Below are 23,349 nucleotides of genomic sequence, written 5' to 3' on the forward strand. Positions count from 1 at the left end.
GTGCCGCTGCTTATACCGCTGCTTGCGCCTGTTGTCTGCGCTGTTGCGCGCATCGGGCCGCGACGCGCTCAGGGCTCCATCCAGTAGCGGCGCTGCGTGTCCCGATAGCGCTCGAGCGTGAGCGCGGCGCCCTCCTCACCGCGCGCGCCCGGATCGACGTCGACCCTCACGGCGCCATCGCGATCGCTGCGCCCGAGTTCGATATGACGCGCCGCGTAGCGCGCGAACACGCCCGCGTTCGGATGATGAAAGCGATTCTCGTAGCCTACCTGAAATAACGCGATGGACGGATCGATAGAGTCGAGGAACGGCTCGGTCGACGACGTTTTGCTGCCATGATGCGGCACCATCAACACTTGCGCGCGCAGCATAGCGGGATCGCGCGCGAGCAGCGCGCGTTCGGTCGGTGCTTCGATGTCGGCGGTCAGCAGGGCCGTGAAACGCGGCGCGTTCGCACCGACGAACGCCGCCTGGCTTGCGTTGGTGGGCGGCAACGTGCTGACCCTCAACACGCAGCAATGCTCGTTCGCCTTGCCCGTGAGTGCCCCGACGTCAGGCCACAGCACGGCAAACTCAACACCATCCCACTGCCAGCGCTGCCCCGCCACGCACGGCAGCGTCTGCGTGCCATGCTGTTTTGCCTTCGGCCACAGCGGATTGTCCGGCTCCAGAGCAGCCACCAGCTGACGCACCTCGATCGCATCAAAAACGGCAGGGGCGCCGCCCGCATGATCCGAATCGGCGTGACTGATCATCAGCGTATCGAGCGTCGTCACGCCTTGCGCCCGCAGGAACGGCACCACCACGCGCTCGCCAGCGTGGCTCGATTCCGGACCGGGACCCGCATCGAACAGCAACGCGTGATGCGCGGTCTGCACGAGCACCGACGAGCCCTGCCCGACATCGAGCGCGGTCAGACGGAACGCGCCTGATGGCTCGGCGAGTGCGCCGCTTGCGCTGGGCATCAGCAGCGGCAGCCACGACAGCGGCGCCGCCCAGCGCAGTGGCCAGCCGCGCGGCGCGAGACACCACAGCACACCGAGCGCCGCCGCGGCCAGCGCCCACGCATGCGGCTGCGGCAGCCACCACAGCGTCCAGCGCGGTCCCGACGCCAGTTGCAGGCCGGCCGCGAGACCATCGAGCAGCGTGTGCGCGGCGCGCCACGCGAACGCATCGAGCGGCGCGGGCAATGCGACGCCCGCGAGCACCGTCGGCGTGACGAGCAGGCTCACCCAGGGAATCGCGAACGCGTTCGCGAGCGGACCGACGAGCGGAATTTGCGCGAACCAGTAGGCGGTCAGCGGCGCCAGCGCGACCGTCACCGCGAACTGCGCGTGAGCGGCGCTGCGCAACCGTTCGGCGAGCACGCGCAGACGCCGGATCGATACGGGACGCGCCGCGCTGCCCTCCTCGTCTTCATGATGACGGGACGCCGGTGGAACCCGCACGCGCGGCCGCCCCGACATCGCGAACAGGATCGCGCCGACTGCGCAAAACGACAGCCAGAATCCGGCCGACACGACCGCCCACGGATCGACCAGCAGCACGAGCCCGAGCGCCCACGCGAGCACCGTGGAGCGCGCTAGCTGCCGGCCGCCGACGAACGCCAGCGCGACGAGCGCGGCCATCCACAGCGCGCGTTGCGCTGGCACGTTGAAGCCCGCGAGCGCGGCATGCAGTGCGGCGAACATCGCACCCGCCGTCACGCCGACGAGCTGCGCGGGCAAGCGCAGCGGCCAGTTGCGGCCGAGCCACCCCGAACGTCGCCAGATTGCCGCCGCGAGCCAGCCGGTCAGCCCCGCGACCAAGCCGATATGCAAGCCCGAAATCGCCACCAGATGACTCGTGCCGGTGCCGCGCATCAATTGCCAGTCGGCGGGGCTCACTTCGTCCTGCGCGCCGATCGCGAGCGCGACGACGATGCCGCGATGCGGCGCATCGGCAAGCACCGTGTCGATACGCGCACGCAACCCGGCGCGCCAGCGGTCGACCAGCACGGCGAGCCCGCGCGCGTGACCGGTCAGGCGCCGCGCATGGTCCGGCACGCTCACGTAGCCGGTCGCGCGGACGTTGCGCGCGAGCAGACTTGCCTCTGCATCGCGCACGCCGAAATTCGCGTTGCCGTGCGGGCGCTTCAGGCGCACGGTCAGACGCCAGCGTTCGCCCGGTTCGAGCCGAGGCGCCGCGGCGTCGCGCGCGATCCAGGCTAGCTGGATCACGCGCGGAAAAGCGGCGAGCCGCGCACCGTTCGTATCGACGTCGAACAGGAAGCGCGCGCCTTTGTCGTCACGCGTCGGCAATCCCTTGATCGTGCCGACCACCTCGATATCGCGCCCTTCCCACTCGTGCGGCAGGCTCACCGCGAGCCGCGTTTGCGCGCGCACGGCCGCGTAGCCGAAGCCGACGCAGATCGCCGCGCACCACACCGCACCCCAACCGGCCACCCGCCGCATGCGAGCGTCGCGCCATACGCGGCTAGCGAGCCGGTGCGAGAAGCCCCGCTCGTGTTCGCGCTGGAGCGCCGCACCGGCCGCACCTGTCACACCCGCCGCAGCCGCTCCGCCGCCACGCAAACCCCACACCGCAACGCCGGCCGCCGTGCAGCCGAGCAGTATCAACGCGCACCATCCGCCTGTATCCGGCAACACGGCCTGTCGCTGCAGCCAGACCACCCCCAACGCAAATCCACACCAGACCGCCCGCATCCGCCCTCCGTATCCGCTGGCGCCGGGCCTCGTCACCGCGCCAGCGAACGGGCAGCAGCGAGCCCGCCGGGCGTGGGGATCGCCCGACGCGAACCCTTTCGATCAACGGAATCGATTATGCAGAGGAAAGCGCGAGTCGCGGCAGCGCGGCGAGCGCGTTAGCCGTTGTGCCAAGGGCGGCTGCGTCGGAAGTGACACCGCGCAATCGCGCGAGGCTCGCGCCGATCGCCGGAATCTGCTCGGGTGAATTGCGCTGCCTGTACATCCACGACGGCGCGATATCCGGCGCGTCGGTCTCGACGACCAGCGCATCGAACGGCAGCTGTTCGGCGAGTCGCCGGATCTGCCGGGCGCGCTCGAACGTCAGGTTGCCGCCGAACCCAAGATGCATGCCCTGATCGATGTATGCCTGCGCCTGCTGGAAACTGCCATTGAACGCGTGCGCGATGCCGCGATGAATCTGATGCCGGCGCAGCCCTTTGATCACCTGATCCTGCGATTTGCGCACATGGCAGATGACCGGCAAATCGAATTCGCGCGCGAGCTGCAACTGGCCGTTGTAGAAAAACTGCTGGCGCGCATCGTCGAGGCCGTCGACGAAATAGTCGAGCCCGATCTCGCCGATGCCGACGAAGCGCGGATCGTCGAGACTCGCCTCGATCTCCATGCGCAACAGGTCGAGGTCGGCATCGACGGCGTGCGGCGTGAACAGCGGATGAATGCCGAGCGCGTACGCGCCGCCGTCGATGCGATGCGCGAGCGCGCGCACCGCCGCGAAGTTCTGTCGCCCGATCGCCGGAATCACGATGCGCGACACCCCCGCATGGCGCGCGGACGCCGCAACCGCATCACGGTCGGCGTCGAACTCCGAAGCGTCGAGATGGCAGTGCGTGTCGATCCACATGGGTTATCTCGCTGGCAAGAGGACGGACCGAAGGCGGCCCGCACTCAGACCGGCACCGGCGGCTCTTCGTGCAGCACGCCGTCGCGCAACCGCATGATGCGATCACAGCGGCCCGCCAGCTCCGGGTCGTGCGTGACGATCACGAAGCTCGTCTCGAGCGTGCGCGACAGTTCGAGCATCAGGTTGAAGACCGTGTCGGCGGTGCCGCCGTCAAGGTTACCGGTCGGCTCGTCGGCGAGCACGCAGGCGGGCTTCGTGACGAGCGCACGCGCGATCGCGACACGCTGACGCTCGCCGCCCGACAGCTCGCCCGGCCGATGCTTCGCGCGATGCCCCATGCCGACGCGCTCCAGCACCGCCATGGCCTCGCGGCGCGCGACTTCGGTCGTCTCGCGACGAATCCGCAGCGGCATCGCGACGTTATCGAGCGCGGAAAACTCGGGCAACAGATGGTGAAACTGATACACGAAACCGAGCGCGCGATTGCGCAGGTCGTTGCGCTCGCGCTCGGAGAGCTTCGTGAACGGCTTGCCGAGCACCGACACGTGGCCCGCGCTCGGATCGTCGAGACCGCCGAGCACGTGCAGCAGCGTGCTCTTGCCGGAGCCCGACGCGCCGACGATCGCGAGCTTCTCGCCGCGCCGCACGGCGAGTTGCGCATTGTTGAGCACCTGCACGTTCAGGCCGCCCTGGACGAACGATTTGGAAATGCCGGTGGCTTCGAGCACGAACGGATGCGACGCGGAGTCCTGAGCGGTCATGGATGAATCGGTTGAGGGATGGACGAGGCGGTCATTCATAGCGCAGCGCCTCCGCCGGACGGACCTTCGCGCCGCGCCAGCTCGGATAGAGCGTCGCGAGCGCCGACAGCACGAACGCGATGATGCCGATGCGCGCGACGTCCGCCGGAACCAGCTCGGACGGCAGCTCGCTGATGAAGTACACCGACGGCGGCAGGAATTGCACGCCGAGCAGATGCTCGATCATCGGCACGAGCCACGGAATGCTCCACGCGATCAGGCAGCCGAGCGCGACGCCGGTCGCCGTGCCGATGAAGCCGATCGTCACGCCCTGCACGACGAAGATCTTCATGATCGAGCCGGGTTGCGCGCCGAGCGTGCGCAGGATCGCGATATCGGCCTGCTTGTTGGTCACCGTCATCACCAGCGACGACACCAGATTGAACGCGGCCACCGCAATGATCAGCGTCAGGATGATGAACATCATGCGCTTCTCGATCTGCACCGCCGAGAACCAGGTCTTGTTCTGCTGGGTCCAGTCGCGGATGTACAGATCGCCCGACAGCGTGCGCGCGAGCTGATGCGCGACTTCCGGCGCGCGCTGCATGTCCGTGAGGCGCAGCCGCACGCCGGTCGGCGCGGGCAGCCGGAACAGCGCCTGTGCGTCCTTGATGTTGATCAGCGCGAGCGTGCTGTCGTATTCGTAATGGCCCGACTCGAAGATGCCGACCACCGTGAACTGCTTCAGGCGCGGCAGCATGCCGGCCGGCGTGATCGTGCCTTCGGGCGCGACGAGCGTGATCTTGTCGTTCAGCTGCACCCCGAGATTGGCCGCGAGATCGGCGCCGAGCACGATGCCGAAGTCGCCCGGCACGAGGTCGGCCAGCTTGCCGCCCTTCATTTCCTTGCCGATATCGGACACTTCAGGCTCGAGCGTCGGCTCGATGCCACGCAACGCGACGCCGCTCACCGCGTCCTGACGCGTCAGCAGCGCCTGGGCCTCGACGTAGGGCGCCGCGCCGATCACCTGCCTGTTCTGTCGCGCCTCCTTCGCGGTCAGCTGCCAGTCGGGCATCGAACCGGTCGGCGAAAAGATCTCGACGTGCGCGAGCACCGACAGCATGCGGTCGCGCACCTCTTTCTGAAAGCCGTTCATCACCGACAACACGACGATCAGCGCCGCGACGCCAAGCGCGATGCCCGACATCGACACCAGCGCGATGAACGAAATGAAGCCGTTACCGGTCGTGCGTTTGCCGGCGCGTGTGTAGCGCCAGCCAATCTGCCATTCGTAGGGAAATTTCAAGCGAATCCTCTTGTGCGTTCTTCGACTGTATGTCGGGACCGGCGGACATCGAGCGTCCGCCGTGCGGCCCGAACGTCGTGATCGTTGGGCTCGCGGCGGCGCGGATCGTTCCTCGCTCGCCCGGCCGCGGTGCGGTTCTGCCGGCGCATAGAGGCGCGGCGCCGCGGTGCGCCACCCTGCCGGGTCCGGCGATCAAGCGCGAAGTTTGCCACACAATGCCGCCGGCTCGCGCAAAGGACGTGCCTTGGCGGCGCCATCGACAAACCGGCCGCGCTTCGTCGAAATACTCGCACCGTTTGCCCTACAATGCGCAGCATCATGCCTGCCGACCGCCTCCATCTTCTGCTGCCCTTCGCGCTGCCCGCCGCGGCCAACGCCTCCACCGCGCTTCACGACATCCAGTGTCCCGCTCTCGACCGGCTGATCGCGCGCGCGACGCTCATCGAGCGCGTGATCGGCGAGGATTTTCAGCGCACGCTGCCGCACGAGCGCTGGGTCGCGCGACAATTCGGCGCGCTGCCCGACGGCGCCTCGGCCGCCGCCGACGAAGCCCCGCTCGCGCCCTACATGCTGCGCGCCGACGGCGGCGAACCCGGCAGCGCGACGTGGGCCTGCGTGCAGCCGGTACACGTGCACATTGCGCACGACCACCTGGTGCTGATCGACCCGGCGTCGCTCAATCTGTCGGACGACGAAGCGAGCACGCTGCTCGCGCTTGCGCGTCCGCTGATCGAGGAACTCGGCGTGCGCATCGAGGCGCCCAAGCCAATCCGCTGGTATCTGTCGAGCGACGCTTTCGGTTCGCTCGCGGGCGCGTCGCCGTTGCGCGCGAGCGGCCGCAACATCGAGATCTGGTTGCCGCACGAAGCGCATTCCGGCGAACGCTCTCGCGCGTGGATGAAGCTGCAGAACGAAGTGCAGATGGCGTGGTTCGAGCATCCGGTCAACGAAGCGCGGGAGGCGCGCGGGCTGCCGGCCGTCAACTCGATCTGGTTTCACGCGCAAGGCGCCGCGCGGAGCGTGCGCAGTCCGTTCGCGCAGGTACTGTCCGATGCCGCCGCAACGCGCGGTCTCGCGCTCAGCGCGGGGGTCGCGACAGGCGCGCCGCCGGCGTCGTATCGCGAACTGGCCGCGGCGCTGCGCGGTACCACCTACGGCAGCGGCGCAACGCTCGTCGAACTCGACCCCTTCTCCGCGCCCTACATCGAACAGGACTGGGCGCGCTGGAACCAGGCATTCGCCGCGCTGCAGACCGACTGGTTCGCGCCCGCGCTCGCGGCACTGCAGTCGGGCGAACTCGCCGAGCTCGGCCTCACGCTGTGCGGCGACACCGGCTCGGTGACGCTGACGGTCACGCGCGGCGATCTGCACAAATTCTGGCGGCGGCGCGTGCTGGCCTCGCTTTTCATCGAATGATCCACGACCCTTCCGCATGACCCGAATCGTTACGCGCCCCTGCTCCCCCGTCGACGCCGAAGTGCTGACCCGCTGCGGCCTGCATCCGGTGCTCGCGCGCCTGTACGCATCGCGCGGCGTGTGCCTGCCCGAGGACGTCGAAACCGGCCTCGCGCGGCTCGTGCCGCCCGCCGAACTGAAGGGCTGCGACGCGGCCGCCGCGCTGCTCGCCGACGCGCTCCAGCAGCAGCGCCGCATGCTGGTCGTCGCCGACTACGACTGCGACGGCGCGACCGCCTGCGCGGTCGCGGTGCGCGGGCTGCGCATGTTCGGCGCGCGCATCGACTACCTGGTGCCGAACCGCATGGAGCACGGCTACGGGCTCACGCCGGACATCGTCGAGCTGGCGGCGCGTAGCGCGGCCGGCAAGCCCGATCTGCTGATCACCGTCGACAACGGCATCGCGAGCGTCGACGGCGTCGCGGCAGCCAACGCTCTCGGCATCGACGTGCTCGTCACAGACCACCATCTGCCCGGCGACGAACTACCCGTCGCGCGCGCAATCGTCAATCCGAACCAGCCCGGCTGCACGTTCCCGAGCAAGTGCCTCGCCGGCGTCGGCGTGATGTTCTACGTGCTGCTCGCGCTGCGCGCCGAACTGCGCCGCCGTGGGGCGTTCGGCGACGCGCTGCCCGAGCCGCGCCTCGACGGCCTGCTCGATCTGGTCGCACTCGGCACCGTCGCCGATGTCGTCAAACTCGACGGCAACAACCGCGTGCTGGTCGCGCAAGGTCTGCAGCGCATCCGCCGCGGCCGCATGCAGCCGGGCATCGCCGCGCTGTTTCGCGCCGCCGCGCGCGATGCGCGCAACGCCTCCGGCTTCGACCTCGGCTTCGCGCTGGGACCGCGCCTGAACGCGGCGGGTCGGCTGTCGGACATGTCGCTCGGCATCGAATGCCTGACCACCGACGACGTCGGCCGCGCCTGGGAACTCGCGCAGCAGCTCGACACGATGAACCGCGAGCGCCGTGAAATCGAGGCGGGCATGCAGCAGCAGGCGCTGGACGACCTGTCGACGGTCGATCCCGACGGCGCGACCACGATCACGTTGTTCAATCCGGGCTGGCATCAGGGCGTGATCGGCATCGTCGCGGGACGGCTGAAAGAGAAGTTCCACCGCCCGTCGTTCACGTTCGCGCCGGCCGACGATACCGGCATGCTCGTCAAGGGCTCGGGCCGCTCGATCGCGGGCTTCCACCTGCGCGACGCGCTCGATCTGATCTCGAAGCGCGAGCCGGACCTGATCGTCAAATTCGGCGGCCACGCGATGGCCGCGGGCCTGACGATCGCCGCCGCCGACGTGCCGCGCTTCACCGCCGCGTTCGAGGCGGTCGGCCGCGAGTGGCTGTCCGCGGAGGCGCTCGCGCGCACGATCGAAACCGACGGCGAGCTCGAAGACGCGTACTTCACGCCGCAATTCGTCGAAATGCTCGACGCGGCCGTCTGGGGCCAGGGTTTTCCGGCGCCGGTGTTCTCCGGCGAATTCGAGGTCGCCTCGCAGGCGTTGGTGAAGGACAAGCACCTGAAGCTGCAACTGCTGCGCGGCCGCCAGCGCTTCAACGCGATCTGGTTCAATCACACCGACACGCTGCCCGCGCGCACCACCGTCGCCTACCGGCTCGCGAGCGATACATGGAACGGCGTGTCGCGCGTGCAACTGATCGTCGAGCACGCGGTGAGCTGAAATCTTCCGCAAAATCAATCGCGAACACGCGCCAGATCGCCCGCGAGGCTCCGGCGCGGCGTGCCGATCGGCTATAATTTCTCCTTTTTACGAAGCTATACAAGATCGACATGGAAGCGGAACGTCTCAACGCGATCGAAGCCTCTCTGGCCGACCTGCGCAAGCGCGCGGACGACCTACGGGGGTATCTTTGACTACGACGACAAAGCACTGCGTCTAATCGAAGTCAACCGGGAACTCGAAGACCCGGACGTCTGGAACGACTCGAAGCACGCCCAGGCACTCGGTAAGGAAAAGAAGCTGCTCGACGACACGGTCGGCAAGCTCACGTCGATCACGAACGACGTGCGCGACGCGCAAGACCTGTTCGAGATGGCACGCGAAGAAGCCGACGACGACACGCTGCTCGCCTGCGAGGGTGACGCCCAGGCCATCGAGGCACGCGTGGCCGACATGGAATTCCGCCGGATGTTCGCTAATCCGGCCGATCCCAACAACGCCTTTCTCGACATCCAGGCCGGCGCCGGCGGCACCGAGGCGTGCGACTGGGCGTCGATGCTGCTGCGCCAGTATCTGCGTTATTGCGAGCGCAAGGGCTTCAAGACCGAAGTGCTCGAGCAGACCGAAGGCGACGTCGCCGGCATCAAGAACGCGACGATCAAGATCGAAGGCGAATACGCGTACGGCTTCCTGCGTACCGAAACCGGCGTGCACCGGCTCGTGCGCAAGTCGCCGTTCGACTCGTCGGGCGGTCGTCACACGTCGTTCTCGTCGGTGTTCGTGTACCCGGAAATCGACGACTCGATCGAAGTCGACATCAACCCGGCCGACCTGCGCATCGACACGTACCGTGCTTCGGGAGCGGGCGGTCAGCACATCAACAAGACCGACTCGGCGGTGCGTATCACGCACATGCCGTCGGGCATCGTCGTGCAGTGCCAGAACGACCGCTCGCAGCACCGCAACCGCGCCGAAGCAATGGCGATGCTGAAATCGCGCCTGTATGAAGCGGAAATCCGCAAGCGTCAGGCCGAGCAGGACAAGCTGGAAGCCGGCAAGACCGATGTGGGTTGGGGCCATCAGATCCGTTCGTACGTGCTCGACAACAGCCGCATCAAGGATCTGCGCACCAACGTCGAAATCAGCAATACGAAGAGCGTGCTCGACGGTGACCTCGATCCGTTCATCAGCGCGAGCCTGAAACAGGGCGTCTAAGCGCGCACGGCGCGGCCCCGTTCACCGATCGGGACCGCGCCTTCTTCGTTGCTGCTTTTGCGTTGCTTCCACGCCATTTATTCGCCGTTTTTCCAGTACCGCCTGAGGTTTTTACACTGACTGACTGGCTTCCCGCCAGCGGAGCACTCCGCGGCGGGCCACCGAATACCAAATCATCATGACCGAACCGACCCAGCCGACTGTCGTGCCCGAAGCGGACGACAACAAGATCATCGCCGAGCGCCGCGAAAAGCTGCGCGAAATGCGTGAGCGAGGCGTCGCCTATCCGAACGATTTCCGTCCCACGCACCACGCCGAAGATCTGCAGGCGCAGTACGAGCACGCCGACAAGGAAGCGCTCGAAGCGCATCCGCTCGAAGTCGCGATCGCTGGCCGCATGATGCTGAAACGCGTGATGGGCAAGGCAAGTTTCGCAACCGTGCGCGACGGCTCGGGTCAGATCCAGTTCTTCATCACACCGGCCGACGTCGGTCAGGAGACCTACGACGCGTTCAAGAAGTGGGACATGGGCGACATCGTCGCCGCGCGCGGCGTGCTGTTCCGCACCAACAAGGGCGAGCTATCGGTGCGCTGCACGGAGCTGCGTCTGCTGTCGAAGTCGCTGCGTCCGTTGCCGGACAAGTTCCACGGTCTCGCCGACCAGGAAATGAAGTACCGCCAGCGCTATGTCGATCTGATCGTCACGCCGGAAACGCGCCGCACGTTCGTCGCGCGCACGAAGGCGATTTCGTCGATCCGCAAGTACATGGCCGACGCGAACTTCATGGAAGTCGAAACACCGATGCTGCACCCGATTCCGGGCGGCGCGGCGGCCAAGCCGTTCTCGACGCACCACAATGCGCTCGACATGCAGATGTTCCTGCGCATCGCGCCGGAGCTGTACCTGAAGCGGCTGGTGGTGGGCGGCTTCGAGCGCGTGTTCGAGATCAATCGTAATTTCCGCAACGAGGGCGTATCCGTGCGCCACAACCCGGAATTCACGATGATCGAATTCTACGCGGCCTACACCGATTACAAGTGGCTGATGGACTTCACCGAGCAGCTGATTCGCCAGGCGGCGATCGATGCGCTCGGCACGGCCACCATCACATATCAGGGCCGCGAGCTCGATCTGTCGAAGCCGTTCCATCGGCTCACGATCACGCAGGCGATCCAGAAATACGCGCCGCAATACACGAACGAGCAGCTCGCCGACGGCACGTTCCTGCGCGCCGAGCTGAAGAAGTTCGGCGTCGATGCGTCGCAGCCGCAGTTCCTCAACGCGGGCGTCGGCTCGCTGCAACTGGCGCTGTTCGAAGAGACCGCCGAGTCGCAACTGTGGGAGCCGACCTACATCATCGACTACCCGATCGAGGTGTCGCCGCTCGCGCGTGCGTCGGACAAGGTGGAAGGCATCACCGAGCGTTTCGAGCTGTTCATCACCGGCCGCGAAATCGCCAACGGGTTCTCGGAGCTGAACGATCCGGAAGATCAGGCCGCGCGCTTCAAGAAGCAGGTCGACCAGAAAGACGCCGGCGACGAGGAAGCGATGTTCTACGACGCCGACTACATCCGCGCGCTCGAGTACGGCATGCCGCCGGCGGGCGGCTGCGGTATCGGCATCGACCGTCTGGTCATGATGCTGACCGATAGCCCGAGCATCCGCGACGTGATTCTGTTCCCGCATCTGCGTCGCGAGGATTGAGCGACGCTTGGCGCGAGCGCTCGTTGTGCTTCGCGCGCAATGCGATGGTTTGAAGAGCGCCCGGTTGATGCCGGGCGTTTTTTTATGCGCGCGTTTTCCCTCCGTGGGACCGTTTTCTGCTTCTGATCGTTTGTAACCAGCGGTAAAAGCTTCACGATCGCGCGCAAGTCGCCGTGGTCGCAACAATCTTAAAAGCTTGCTGAGACCAAGGCGCGCCACGTAGAGGCCAGCGATCCACACACCTGGCCGCCACCGGGCCGGTTACAAATAGAAACGCTGCCCGGATCGAATTGCCCGACACTCGGTCTCACAAGAAGTCGGCTCTGTCAGAAACGGAGGCCCTACATGGACACCACTACTCATCAACCCACGCAGCCACGTCGTCTTCATCCCTTGATCGCGGTGGCCGCCGGCGCGGTGCTCGTCGCGAGTCTCGTCGCTACCGCGGCGATCACCGGCGTGTTCCCGAAGGCGTCGGGTAACGGCGCACAGAACGATCGGACGCAGGCCGCGCAGGTCAGCACGCAAGCGCCGGGCGTCGTCGATTCGGCCGCGCCGGTCAAGCCATCTGCGCAACAGCGGCAGGATCAGGCTCAGCAAGCGGTGCCGGCCGCCCCTGCCGCCGCTCCGACCCAGCAGCAAGACGCGCAGCAACAGCAGGCACAGGCCGCGCCGCAATATGCGCAGCAGCCGGCGCCGCATGCCGCTTATTGCTCGACTTGCGGCACCGTCGTCGCGATCTCGGCGGTTCGGCATGAAGGACATGGCACCGGCATTGGCGCGGTCGGCGGTGCGGTGGCCGGGGGCGTCGTCGGGAATCAATTCGGCGCCGGCGGCGGGCGTACCGCGATGACGCTGCTCGGCGCGCTGGGCGGCGGGTTCGCCGGCAACTCGGTCGAAAAACATCTGCGCAGCACGACGTCGTATTCGGTGCGCGTGCACATGGAAGACGGCAAGACGCGCTACTTCACCTATAGCGAGGCGCCGCCGTTCCGCGACGGCGAGCGCGTGCGCGTTCAGAACGGCGGCCTCGTCGCCGACTGATCTCGGCGCCCAACGTTCGTCGACGCGCCATGAAAAAAGGCGATTCCATCGGAATCGCCTTTTCTTTGGAGTTCAATGCACCCGTTCGAACACGCGTTCAATAATCCGCGTCTTCGATCCATGCCGCCTGAATCGCTTCGAGAATCTTCTCGCTCGAACGGTTCGGATCGTCGTCGAAGCCTTCGAGCTCGGTCACCCAGCGGTGCAGGTCGGTGAAACGCACCTGCTGTGGATCGACGTCCTGATGCTTGTCCGTCAGAGCCATCGCGATGTCTTGCGTATCGGTCCACTTCATGGCGGCACCCTCCTGTTAGTGGTTTTCCTTCGCGTGATTGATCGAGTAACGCGGAATTTCGACGACCAGATCCTGCTCGTCCGGCATGACCGCCTGACACGACAGGCGCGAAGCCGGTTCCAGCCCCCATGCCTTGTCCAACAGATCGTCCTCGTCTTCCTCGGATGGCGTCAAGGCGGCGAAACCCTCACGCACGACTACGTGGCACGTCGTGCACGCGCACGACTTCTCGCATGCATGCTCGATTTCGATACCGTTATCGAGCAGGTTGTCGCAGATGCTCTTGCCGGGAACGGCGTCGATCACCGCGCCTTCCGGGCACAGTTCGACGTGAGGCAGCACAACGATTTGAGGCATACAGTTTCCGTTTGGGTCTGAGGCACGGCGGCTGCCAGCAATGCCGCGTGCAGGCTCCGTACCATTTTACTGGCGGCGCGCGGACTTTTTAAGTCCGCGCGACGCGATCGGTGGTTCGTGGGGGCGCAGTTCGTGCGTGGCCTGAGCGCGCGTCGCGTGCACGTTGCTGTCGCTACGCTCGCCCGTTCAGATCTCGTCGAGCTTGCGGCCCGACAGCGCGCGGCGAATTCCCTTGTTCATGCGGCGCGCGGCGAATTCGTCGGTGCCTTCGGCGAGCGCCTTCGTCGCGGCTTCGATCGCGCCGACGTCTTCGCCTGGCGCGACGTTGCGCAGCGCGGCGAGCAGCGCGTCGAGTTCGGCGCGTTCGCTGTCGTCGAGCAGCTCGGCGTCGGCGGCGAGCGCCGCGTCGGTCGCTTCGACGAGACGCTGCGCTTCGACCTGCGCCTCGCGCAATGCGCGCGCGCGCATGTCGATTTCAGCGGTCGAAAAGCTGTCTTCGAGCATGCGCGCGATGTCGTCGTCGGCGAGGCCATACGAAGGCTTCACGACGACCGATGCCTCCACGCCCGACGCCAGCTCGCGCGCAAACACCGACAGCAGGCCGTCGGCGTCGACCTGATAGGTCACGCGAATGCGCGCGGCGCCGGCGGCCATCGGCGGAATGCCGCGCAGTTCGAAGCGCGCGAGCGAACGGCAATCGCTGACGAGCTCGCGCTCGCCTTGGACGACGTGAATCGCCATCGCGGTCTGGCCGTCCTTGAAGGTCGTGAAATCCTGCGCGCGCGCGACTGGAATCGTCGAGTTGCGCGGAATGATCTTTTCGGTGAGGCCACCCATCGTCTCGACGCCGAGCGACAGCGGAATCACGTCGAGCAGTAGCCATTCGTCGCCTTCCGCCCCGCGGTTGCCGGCCAGCAGATCGGCCTGGATCGCGGCGCCGAGTGCGACGACCTGATCCGGATCGAGATTGACGAGCGGCGGCTGGCCGAAGAACGCCTCGACCGCGCGGCGGATCACCGGCATGCGCGTCGCGCCGCCGACCAGCACGACGCCCTTGATTTCCTTCGTGGTGACCTTCGCGTCGCGCAGCGCCTTTTTCGTCGGGCCCAGCGTGCGTTGCACCAGCGCGGCCGTGATGGTCTCGAAAGTGGCTTCGTCGATCGTCAGATCGAGCGCGGTGCCGTTGGCAAGCGTGAGCTTGAGGGTAGTTTGCGACGCGCTCGACAGCGCCTCCTTGGCCTCGCGCACGCTATCGAGCAGCAGGCGCACGTCGTGCGGCGCGAGCGTCTGCGACGCGATGCCGGCCTGTTCGAGCACATGGCGATATAGCGCATGGTCGAAGTCGTCGCCGCCGAGCGCGGAATCGCCGCCCGCCGCGAGCACTTCGAAAACGCCCTTGGTGAGCTTCAGGATCGACAGGTCGAAGGTGCCGCCGCCGAGGTCGTAGACCGCGTACAAACCTTCGGCGCCGTTGTCGAGACCGTAGGCGATCGCCGCGGCGGTCGGTTCGTTGAGCAGACGCAGCACGTTCAGCCCCGCGAGGCGCGCGGCGTCCTTGGTCGCCTGGCGCTGCGCTTCGTCGAAGTAAGCGGGCACCGTGATTACCGCGCCGACCAGTTCGTCGCCGAGCGTGTCTTCGGCGCGCTGGCGCAGCGTCGCGAGAATTTCAGCCGATACCTCGACCGGGCTCTTCACGCCGTCGACGGTGCGGATCTGCACCATGCCGGGAGCATCGACGAAATCGTACGGCGCGTTCTCGGCGCCCTCCACCTCGGCCTTGCCGCGACCCATGAAGCGCTTGACCGACACGATCGTATTGCGCGGGTCGCTCGCGGCCTCGGCCTTCGCCCGGCGGCCGATGCGACGGCCGCCCTGTTCCAGGTAACGCACCACCGACGGCAGCAGCACGTGCCCGTCTTCGTCGGGCAGCACATCGGGCACGCCGCTGCGCACAGCGGCGACGAGGGAGTTGGTGGTGCCGAGATCGATACCGACCGCCAGACGCCGCTGGTGAGGCGCCGGCGCCATGCCGGGTTCGGAGATTTGCAGTAAGGCCATCTAGATCTTCTCGGGGACGTTGTGCCCCGTCCTGAATGTTCGCGTTGCTGGGGTGATGCCGCGGCTCGCGGCCGCTCTGGTTTTTTGTTTGTCGCTTACTACTGTTGCTGCTTGCCCGCGCCCCGCTTTTGCGCGCGTCGCACGAAAGCGCGCTAGCCTTCGAGCCGCTCGATCTGGGCATCGATTTCCGACGCGACGCGCTCGATGAACATCAGCTGCCGCACCGCCTCGCCCGCCGCCTGATTCGCGCCGTGATCGAGCGATGCGCCGAGCTTGTCGAAGCGCCGACGCTCCTCGTCGCGCAACTCGATGAGCAGCGCGTCGAGCGCGTCGACGTTCTTCGCCGCGGCCGCGTCCTCGATGTTCTCGCGCCACTCCATCTGCTGCATCAGGAACGCGGGCTCCATCGCCGTGTTGTTCTCCGCGCCGACGTTGATGCCGCGCAACGACAGCAGATAGGTCGCGCGCTTGAGCGGATCGCGCAGCGTCTGATAGGCCTCGTTCGCGCGCGTCGCCCACTGCATCGCGATACGCCTTTGCGCATCGCCGGCCGCCGCGAAGCGATCCGGATGCACCTGCGCCTGCACGGTGCGGTACGCGTGATCGAGCGTGCTCGCGTCGAGCGCGAATTGCGCCGGCAGACCAAACAGATCGAAGTGGCTGTCGTTCAGCGAGGCCATCGGATTAAAGTCCGTTGATGAAAACTGGTATGGAGACGTTGGGCCTTGTCAGGCGTGACCGGTTCAGTGGAGCGCGGATCAAACTAAAAAGGCGGCCCGCGCCGCCTTTTATCCGCCGCACGCGGAAGGTAACGAATCTAGACGCGGAACGACTCGCCGCAGCCGCATTCGTCTTTCACGTTCGGGTTGTTGAACCTGAAGCCTTCGTTCAGCCCCTCGCGCGCGAAGTCGAGCTCCGTGCCGTCGATATACGCGAGACTCTTCGGGTCGACGACGACCTTCACGCCGCCCGTCTCGAACACCTGATCTTCCGGCGCGAGTTCGTCCACGTACTCAAGCTTGTAGGCGAGGCCCGAGCAACCGGTGGTGCGCACGCCGACGCGCAACCCGATGCCTTTACCGCGGCGGGTCAGATACCTCTGGACGTGCTGTGCTGCCTTTTCGGTCAACGTAATTGCCATAACGTTTCTCAGTTGCCAGAGTGCGCGGCGCGCGTGTTCGCGCCGCGCTCACCGGTTGCTTCTTTCTTACCCTGTTGCTCAGGCGGCCTTGCCGTCTTCGATAACCGCTGCTTCGCCGTGGCGCTGCTTGTAGTCGGCGACCGCTGCCTTGATCGCGTCTTCCGCGAGGATCGAGCAATGGATCTTCACCGGCGGCAGTGCCAGTTCTTCGGCGATCTGCGTGTTCTTGATCGACATCGCCTGGTCGAGCGTCTTGCCCTTCACCCATTCGGTGACGAGCGAGCTCGATGCGATGGCCGAGCCGCAGCCGTAGGTCTTGAACTTCGCGTCTTCGATGATGCCGTCCGCGCCGACGCGGATCTGCAGCTTCATCACGTCGCCGCAGGCCGGCGCGCCGACCATGCCGGTACCGACCGTGTCGTCGTCCTTCGCGAAGGAACCGACGTTGCGCGGGTTTTCGTAGTGGTCGAGGACCTTGTCGCTATATGCCATGATTACACTCCTTGATTCGTTTCAACCTGCAATGCGATGAACGTTCGATGTCCGCTTCGTCCAGCCGGCGCGTCAGTGCGCGGCCCACTGGATGGTCGACAGATCGATCCCGTCCTTGTGCATTTCCCACAGCGGCGACAGATCGCGCAGCTTGGAAATCTTCGACTTCAGCAGGTTGATCACGTAATCGATTTCCTGCTCGGTCGTGAAGCGCCCCACCGTGAAGCGGATCGAGCTGTGCGCGAGTTCGTCGTTGCGGCCAAGCGCGCGCAGCACGTACGACGGCTCCAGCGACGCCGATGTGCACGCCGAGCCCGACGACACCGCGACGTCCTTCACCGCCATGATCAGCGATTCGCCTTCGACGAAATTGAAGCTGATGTTCAGGTTGTGCGGCACACGCTTTTCCATGTCGCCGTTCACATACACTTCCTCGATTTGCGACAGGCCTTTCAGCAGCCGGTCACGCAGCATGCGGATGCGCTCGTTTTCGGTCGCCATCTCTTCACGCGCGATACGGAACGCTTCACCCATGCCGACGATCTGGTGCGTGGCGAGCGTGCCCGAACGCATGCCGCGCTCGTGACCGCCGCCGTGCATCTGCGCCTCGATTCGGATACGCGGCTTGCGACGCACGTAAAGCGCGCCGATGCCCTTCGGGCCGTAGGTCTTGTGCGCCGAGAACGACATCAGGTCGACCTTCAGCTTCTGCAGATCGATCTGGATCTTGCCGGTGGCCTGCGCCGCGTCGACGTGGAAAATGATGCCCTTCTCGCGCGTGATCTCGCCAATCGCCTCGATGTCCTGGATGACGCCGATCTCGTTGTTGACCGACATCACCGACACCAGAATCGTGTCCGGGCGCAGCGCCGCCTTGAAGGCGTCGAGGTCGATCAGACCGTCGTCCTTGACATCCAGATAGGTGACTTCGAAGCCTTCGCGCTCGAGCTCGCGGGTGGTGTCCAGCACCGCCTTGTGCTCGGTCTTCACCGTGATGATGTGCTTGCCCTTGCTCTTGTAGAAGTGCGCGGCACCTTTCAGAGCGAGGTTGTCCGACTCCGTCGCACCCGAGGTCCAGATGATTTCGCGTGGATCAGCGTTCACGAGCGCGGCCACCTGCTCGCGCGCTTCCTCGACTGCGCGCTCGGCGGTCCAGCCATAAGCGTGACTACGCGACGCGGGATTGCCGAACTGCTCGCGCAGATACGGGATCATCTTGTCCACCACACGCGGATCGATCGGCGTCGTGGCGCTGTAGTCCATGTAGATGGGCAGATGGAGAGAGTCGTTGTTCATCAATTGCTCCGGGGACGTCATGTGCTCTGGCTTCTGGGTTCGATATGGGGCTGCGGCGAGGGTTTTCTTTTGCGTGCCGCGCTTCACGAACCGGCCATGTTGAAAACGGAATTGGGACCCTTGGGCGCCACGCGGACGGGTTCGACCGCCGGAGCGTCGTTGCGCCTGTCGCGCAGCACGGCCGGCGTGCCTTCGCGCGAACGCTGCTGATCCACCAGATCCTTCAGCGAAACCGAATCGAGGTATTCGACCATTTTCTGGTTCAGCGTCGACCACAGTTCATGCGTCATGCAGTGGCCGTCGTGCTGCTTGGTGCCTTCGCATGTGCCCTTACCGCCGCACTGGGTGGCGTCGAGCGGTTCGTCGACCGCGATGATGATGTCGGCCACCGTCACCTCTTCGGCACGGCGCGCGAGATTGTAGCCACCGCCCGGTCCGCGCACGGACTCGACGATTTCATGACGGCGCAGCTTGCCAAACAGCTGCTCGAGATACGACAGGGAGATGTGTTGGCGCTGGCTGATACCCGCAAGCGTCACCGGGCCCTGCTCCTGGCGCAGCGCCAGGTCGATCATCGCCGTGACGGCGAAACGGCCTTTCGTGGTGAGTCTCATATGATGTGGGAACCGCAATTCTCGACAAGTTTGGTCAAGTATAAATACATGAGCAAATGAGTCAAGTATGGGCGGTAAATTTTGTGTCATTCGCTTAATTGATCGCCATACGTCGACGCCGCGCCCCCACCCGTGGTGCGCCTGCGTTCTTCGCCCGATGCCTACGCGAGCAACTGCGGGCGCAGCGCGGCGATCAGCCCGCGGCAGGCTACTTCGCACTGATCGAGCACGACCTCGAAGCCTTCCGCGCCGCCGAAATACGGATCGACAACCTCTCGCGCGCCGCTCCAGCGGCCATCCGACTCAGGCACGAACTCCATCAGCAGACGGATCTTGTCGCGCTGTGCGGGCGGGCACAGTTGACGCAACGCGGCGACGTTTCGGTCGTCCATGGCAATCAGCAGATCGAAGCGCTCGAAGTCCGCGACCGTGATCTGGCGGCCCCGCAGCGCGTCGAGCGCATAGCCGCGCTGGCGGGCCGCGTGTTGCGCGCGTTCGTCGGGTGCCGCGCCGATGTGCCAATCGCCGGTGCCGGCCGAATCGATCAGGATGCAGTCCCCAAGCTTCGCCTCGTCGACCAGATGACGCATCACGCCCTCCGCCGTCGGTGAACGGCAGATATTCCCGAGGCAAACGAAACAGATGGATACAGTTTTCATCAGGGATTTTCGACGCTCGAGGCGCCGCGCGTCAGGTCGTCAGACAGTCAGCAGACTGCGCCGCGATTATACAAATCTCGACAGATTCGCGCCGAGCGGGGCGCAGCCAGCAAAATCAGCGGCTTCGGACCGTCGCGGTCCGCCGCGTCGGCTTACGATGCCTCGGCGAGCGGCGTCGCCGTGACGGCACGCATTGGCTTGGCCGGCAATGCCGACGCCGTATCGATCATGCCGTACGACACCGCGCGTGCGAGTTCGGCGGTCAGATGGTTGGCGTCGAGCGGCATCTGCGAAGCGCGTGAAGCGGTTTGGCCGTTGACGTGCAGAAAGGCGAGCACCGCGAGCGGTACAACGATAGCTAGGGGCCAGTACACCGATATTGTCTTTTTCATGATGTGTTTTTCAATTAGGGGCGCATGAGCTTATGACGCACTATGCCCTAACGAAATGCTATAGGAATTCACAATCGGGAAAAACCCACCCGCGCGAGATAGATCGTTGCTTGATACGAAACAGTCAATTGACACGTCTTTCGGGAAGAGTGGGGCATCGCTGGCACACAAAAGTAAAGCTTACAAACGCATACAAAGCCGCCGCGACGGACGGCGACAATGACGGTCTTATTCTTATCCTTACGCTTCTTTGCACTTGCATCGGTCCCACAAAATGAAACGCATTGCACCTCTCGCTGGCCTGGTGGCCGCCGCGCTGCTCGGCGGCTGCGCGATCTATCCGGACGGCACACCGACGTACGGCAACGGCTACGGCGCCTATAGCGGCTACAACGGTTATGACGATTCCGCATACGCGCCGGGTGCCGCAGTCGTGCCGCAAACCAATGTGTACCTCGGTTACGGCGATTACGGTCCGGGACGCTACTACGGCCCGGCGCCGGGCTCTGGCTATCGCGGCTATCCGGATCGCGGTCATCCGAACGACAATGACTGGCAGCACGGCGCTCACGGCAACGGTCATGGCAACAATGGCGACGGTCCTGGACAAGCGCACGGCGGCCCGCCGCCGCAGGGCGCAGCGGGCGGTCCGCATGGCCCTGGTGGCGCCAATGGCGGCCCGCACCCCGGCGCGGGCGGCCCGCCGCCGGGCCAGCCGCAAGCCGGCAACGGCGGCGGACGAGGCAACGATTTGGGGAGAAATGCGCCCGCGCGTCAGCCGGGGCAGATGACCGAACATTGAAGACCAAGCGGCGCTGAAGCATCCCGCCGGCTTCTTCGCCCATTTCGACGGCTGCGCGAGCGTGCAGCCGTCAAATCAATCCCAATGCCGCCCGCTCAGCCAATATGGCTGCGCTGCGCGGCATACAACTCGCGGAACGTACGACCCACCGGCGCCGGCATGTCGCGCGTATCTGTCCAGCCCGCGCCGCCGAGCGGCAGTTTGGCGATCGACCGATTGCGCCCACCCATGCGCTCCAGCACGCGCACGGCGAGTTTGGTAAAGAGCGCATAGGCATCGGGATGCAGCGCGAGCCAGCCCCACAGCGCCAACCCGGCGCGCTCCTTCCACGGCCGCAGGTGTCGCTCCATCTGCTTTTCGCGCAGCTTGCGCAACAGATCGGACAGCGGGATACCGACCGGGCACACGCTATTGCATTCGCCGCATAACGTCGCCGCTTGCGGCAGGTCGAGCGCCTTGTCGATGCCGACATAGCTCGGCGTCAGCACCGACCCCATCGGCCCCGGATAGACCCAGCCATACGCGTGCCCGCCGACCTTCTGATACACCGGGCAATGGTTCATGCACGCGCCGCAGCGGATGCAGCGAAGCATCTCCTGGAAGTCGCCGCCGATCAGCCCTGTGCGGCCACCGTCGACGAGCACCACGTACATATGCTCGGGCCCATCCTGATCGCCCGCGCCACGCGGCCCGGTCAGCATCGAAAAATAGTTCGAGGTGGCCTGGCCGGTTGCCGAACGCGGCAGCAGGCGCATAGCCGTCGCGAGATCCTCGAGCGTCGGCAGCACCTTCTCGATGCCGGTGACAGCGACATGCACGCGCGGCATCACCGTGCACATACCTTCGTTACCCTCGTTGGTCACGACCGCGACCGAGCCCGTTTCCGCGATGATGAAATTGCCGCCCGTCACGCCCATGTCCGCGCTCAGAAAATGCGGCCGCAGCATCTCGCGCGCCTCACGCGTCATGTCGGGAATCTCGGTGAGCCGCGGCCGGCCGTGCGTCTTCGCGAACAGATCGGCGATCTCGTCCTTATCCTTGTGAACGACCGGCGCGATGATGTGGCTTGGCGGCTCGTTGTCGTTGATCTGCAGGATGTATTCGCCAAGGTCGGTTTCGATCGACTGCACGCCCATCTGCCCGAGCACTTCGTTCAGACGCATTTCCTCGGTGACCATCGACTTGGTCTTGATCACCTTCTTCACGTCGTGCTTGCGCGCGATGTCGCCGACGAGCCGCGCGGCCTCCTGCGTGGTCTCCGCGAACAGCACAGTCACGCCGCGCCGGGTCGCCTCGCGCTCGAAGGTTTCGAGCCACACGTCGAGATTCTCGAGCGCGCGATCACGGCGCTCCTTGAGCGCGGCCCGCGTCGCGGGGAAATCGATCGCGGTCATCGCGCTCGCGCGCGCCGACACGAACTTCGTGGACAGCTTGGTCAGATTCTGCTGCAGGCGCTGGTCGGCGAGTTTCTGACCGGCGCGAGCCTTGAACTGCATCGATTGGACTTGCATGGCGGCCCTGATGAGATCGGATTGAAACGCGCGGCGCATTCGCGCCCGACGCAATGCGTGACAGACAAGATAAACGTGACGCGAACAATGGCGGTGTTCGCCGCGCGGGGATTACACGTCGCCGGCCAGCACCTGTGCGATATGCAGCACGCGCGTCGTCGAGTCGCCGTTGCGGCGCAGCCGCCCTTCGATATTCAACATGCAGCCGAGGTCGCCGAGCACCACCGCACCGGCGCCGCTCGCGGCGATGTTCGCGCACTTTTCGTCGACGATCGCGGTCGAGATATCGCCGTATTTGACCGCGAAAGTGCCGCCGAAGCCGCAGCAATGCTCGCAGCCTTTCATCTCGGTGACCGCGACGCCGACCTGCGCGAGCAGTTCGCGCGGCTGTTCCTTGACGCCCAGTTCGCGCAAGCCCGAACACGAGTCGTGATAAGTCACCTGTCCCGCGAACTCGCCCGGTTGCAACTGCACCTTCGCGACGTTGACGAGGAAATCCGTCAGCTCGAACACCTTGCCGCGCAGGCGGCCGAAACGGTTCATCAGTTCGGGATCGTCGCGGAACAGGTCGCCGTAGTGCGCGCGGATCATGCCGCCGCACGAGCCCGACGGCACCACCACATAGTCGAACTGTTCGAACTCGCGCAGCGCTTTCTCGGCAAGGTCGCGCGCGAGGCGGCGGTCTCCCGAGTTATACGCAGGTTGCCCGCAACAGGTTTGCGCGGGCGGCACGACGACCTCGAAACCGGCGCCTTCGATCAGCTTGATGACGGAGAAACCGATCTCGGGACGCATCAGATCAATCAGGCAGGTGACGAACAATCCAACTCGCATGAGCCCTCCTTTCGGGGAAACGTCCCTGATTATCCGCTGTTTGCCGGTGCAATACCAACGGCCGGAAGGCATAGGAAGCACGCCGCACCGGATTGGAAGTGCGCCTCGAAGCGTTCGCTTTTTTCACAATACGAGATACA

22 protein-coding genes are annotated in these 23,349 nt (G+C 65.5%); 6 read left to right on the forward strand and 16 right to left on the reverse strand.

Features of this window, described 5'->3' with window-relative positions; genetic code table 11:
- Positions 1-68: 68 nt before the first annotated feature.
- The 4 genes from OKW28_RS27635 to OKW28_RS27650 all read right to left on the reverse strand — a co-directional run bounded on the left by OKW28_RS27635 (position 69) and on the right by OKW28_RS27650 (position 5,655).
- Entirely contained in the window at positions 69-2,705 is a 2,637-nt protein-coding gene (locus tag OKW28_RS27635) for a DNA internalization-related competence protein ComEC/Rec2 (protein WP_429450395.1), read from the reverse strand.
- Between the two features lie 115 nt (positions 2,706-2,820).
- Positions 2,821-3,609 carry a TatD family hydrolase gene (locus OKW28_RS27640; RefSeq protein WP_429450396.1) on the reverse strand — a complete coding sequence of 263 codons (789 nt, stop codon included), beginning with the start codon at positions 3,607-3,609 and terminating at the stop codon, positions 2,821-2,823.
- 44 nt (positions 3,610-3,653) lie between these two features.
- Entirely contained in the window at positions 3,654-4,370 is a 717-nt protein-coding gene (gene lolD / locus OKW28_RS27645; RefSeq protein ID WP_429450397.1) for a lipoprotein-releasing ABC transporter ATP-binding protein LolD, read from the reverse strand.
- Positions 4,371-4,401: 31 nt separating this feature from the next.
- A complete protein-coding gene (locus OKW28_RS27650; RefSeq protein WP_429450398.1) occupies positions 4,402-5,655 on the reverse strand; it encodes a lipoprotein-releasing ABC transporter permease subunit in 1,254 nt (417 codons plus the stop codon).
- A gap of 306 nt (positions 5,656-5,961) precedes the next feature.
- On the opposite strand from OKW28_RS27650, the gene OKW28_RS27655 reads away from it, so the two are divergent.
- From OKW28_RS27655 to OKW28_RS27675, 5 genes are all read left to right on the forward strand, one after another.
- Positions 5,962-7,071, forward strand: a complete 1,110-nt coding sequence (locus tag OKW28_RS27655) for a regulator (protein ID WP_429450400.1) — start codon at positions 5,962-5,964, stop codon at positions 7,069-7,071.
- 16 nt (positions 7,072-7,087) lie between these two features.
- A complete protein-coding gene (gene recJ, locus OKW28_RS27660; protein ID WP_429450401.1) occupies positions 7,088-8,794 on the forward strand; it encodes a single-stranded-DNA-specific exonuclease RecJ in 1,707 nt (568 codons plus the stop codon).
- Between the two features lie 110 nt (positions 8,795-8,904).
- Positions 8,905-10,009, forward strand: a protein-coding gene (gene prfB / locus OKW28_RS27665) for a peptide chain release factor 2 (protein WP_113061858.1) whose coding sequence is annotated in 2 segments (ribosomal slippage) — positions 8,905-8,985 and positions 8,987-10,009 — 1,104 coding nt in all. Because the reading frame shifts where the segments join, the coding sequence is not laid out codon by codon here.
- Positions 10,010-10,187: 178 nt separating this feature from the next.
- Positions 10,188-11,714 (forward strand): lysine--tRNA ligase, encoded by a 1,527-nt coding sequence (gene lysS / locus OKW28_RS27670; RefSeq protein WP_429450403.1) that lies wholly within the window; start codon positions 10,188-10,190, stop codon positions 11,712-11,714.
- Positions 11,715-12,059: 345 nt separating this feature from the next.
- Entirely contained in the window at positions 12,060-12,758 is a 699-nt protein-coding gene (locus OKW28_RS27675; protein ID WP_429450405.1) for a glycine zipper 2TM domain-containing protein, read from the forward strand.
- 97 nt (positions 12,759-12,855) lie between these two features.
- Here the strand turns inward: OKW28_RS27675 and iscX are convergent, their stop codons facing one another.
- The 10 genes from iscX to OKW28_RS27725 form a co-directional block, all read right to left on the reverse strand.
- Complete coding sequence (iscX, locus tag OKW28_RS27680) at positions 12,856-13,053, reverse strand: Fe-S cluster assembly protein IscX (protein WP_027198111.1); 198 nt, start codon at positions 13,051-13,053, stop codon at positions 12,856-12,858.
- A 15-nt stretch (positions 13,054-13,068) separates the two neighbouring features.
- Positions 13,069-13,410 carry an ISC system 2Fe-2S type ferredoxin gene (gene fdx, locus OKW28_RS27685; protein WP_429450407.1) on the reverse strand — a complete coding sequence of 114 codons (342 nt, stop codon included), beginning with the start codon at positions 13,408-13,410 and terminating at the stop codon, positions 13,069-13,071.
- 186 nt (positions 13,411-13,596) lie between these two features.
- Entirely contained in the window at positions 13,597-15,468 is a 1,872-nt protein-coding gene (gene hscA / locus OKW28_RS27690; RefSeq protein ID WP_429450408.1) for a Fe-S protein assembly chaperone HscA, read from the reverse strand.
- Between the two features lie 152 nt (positions 15,469-15,620).
- On the reverse strand, positions 15,621-16,148 hold the full coding sequence (gene hscB / locus OKW28_RS27695; protein WP_429450409.1) for a Fe-S protein assembly co-chaperone HscB: 528 nt from the start codon (positions 16,146-16,148) through the stop codon (positions 15,621-15,623).
- Positions 16,149-16,285: 137 nt separating this feature from the next.
- Positions 16,286-16,609 (reverse strand): iron-sulfur cluster assembly protein IscA, encoded by a 324-nt coding sequence (gene iscA, locus OKW28_RS27700; protein WP_184022376.1) that lies wholly within the window; start codon positions 16,607-16,609, stop codon positions 16,286-16,288.
- Between the two features lie 78 nt (positions 16,610-16,687).
- On the reverse strand, positions 16,688-17,101 hold the full coding sequence (iscU, locus tag OKW28_RS27705; RefSeq protein WP_429450411.1) for a Fe-S cluster assembly scaffold IscU: 414 nt from the start codon (positions 17,099-17,101) through the stop codon (positions 16,688-16,690).
- 72 nt (positions 17,102-17,173) lie between these two features.
- The gene (locus OKW28_RS27710) at positions 17,174-18,397 is read right to left on the reverse strand and encodes an IscS subfamily cysteine desulfurase (RefSeq protein ID WP_184005994.1); all 1,224 of its coding nucleotides are present in this window, start codon (positions 18,395-18,397) and stop codon (positions 17,174-17,176) included.
- Positions 18,398-18,480: 83 nt separating this feature from the next.
- Positions 18,481-19,011, reverse strand: coding sequence for a Fe-S cluster assembly transcriptional regulator IscR (gene iscR / locus OKW28_RS27715; protein WP_018417524.1), 531 nt, complete (start codon positions 19,009-19,011; stop codon positions 18,481-18,483).
- Positions 19,012-19,172: 161 nt separating this feature from the next.
- Entirely contained in the window at positions 19,173-19,670 is a 498-nt protein-coding gene (locus OKW28_RS27720; RefSeq protein ID WP_429450413.1) for a low molecular weight protein-tyrosine-phosphatase, read from the reverse strand.
- Positions 19,671-19,822: 152 nt separating this feature from the next.
- Entirely contained in the window at positions 19,823-20,062 is a 240-nt protein-coding gene (locus tag OKW28_RS27725) for a hypothetical protein (protein ID WP_429450415.1), read from the reverse strand.
- 274 nt (positions 20,063-20,336) lie between these two features.
- On the opposite strand from OKW28_RS27725, the gene OKW28_RS27730 reads away from it, so the two are divergent.
- Positions 20,337-20,864: a hypothetical protein gene (locus OKW28_RS27730; protein ID WP_429450417.1), complete on the forward strand. Its 528-nt coding sequence runs from the start codon at positions 20,337-20,339 to the stop codon at positions 20,862-20,864.
- Positions 20,865-20,959: 95 nt separating this feature from the next.
- Here OKW28_RS27730 and OKW28_RS27735 read toward each other — a convergent pair whose 3' ends face one another.
- On the reverse strand, positions 20,960-22,375 hold the full coding sequence (locus OKW28_RS27735) for a lactate utilization protein B (RefSeq protein ID WP_429450418.1): 1,416 nt from the start codon (positions 22,373-22,375) through the stop codon (positions 20,960-20,962).
- Positions 22,376-22,486: 111 nt separating this feature from the next.
- A complete protein-coding gene (locus OKW28_RS27740; protein ID WP_429450420.1) occupies positions 22,487-23,209 on the reverse strand; it encodes a (Fe-S)-binding protein in 723 nt (240 codons plus the stop codon).
- Positions 23,210-23,349: the final 140 nt, after the last annotated feature.

This window comes from Paraburkholderia sp. 40 (genome assembly GCF_050434105.1).
GTDB lineage: Bacteria > Pseudomonadota > Gammaproteobacteria > Burkholderiales > Burkholderiaceae > Paraburkholderia > Paraburkholderia tuberum.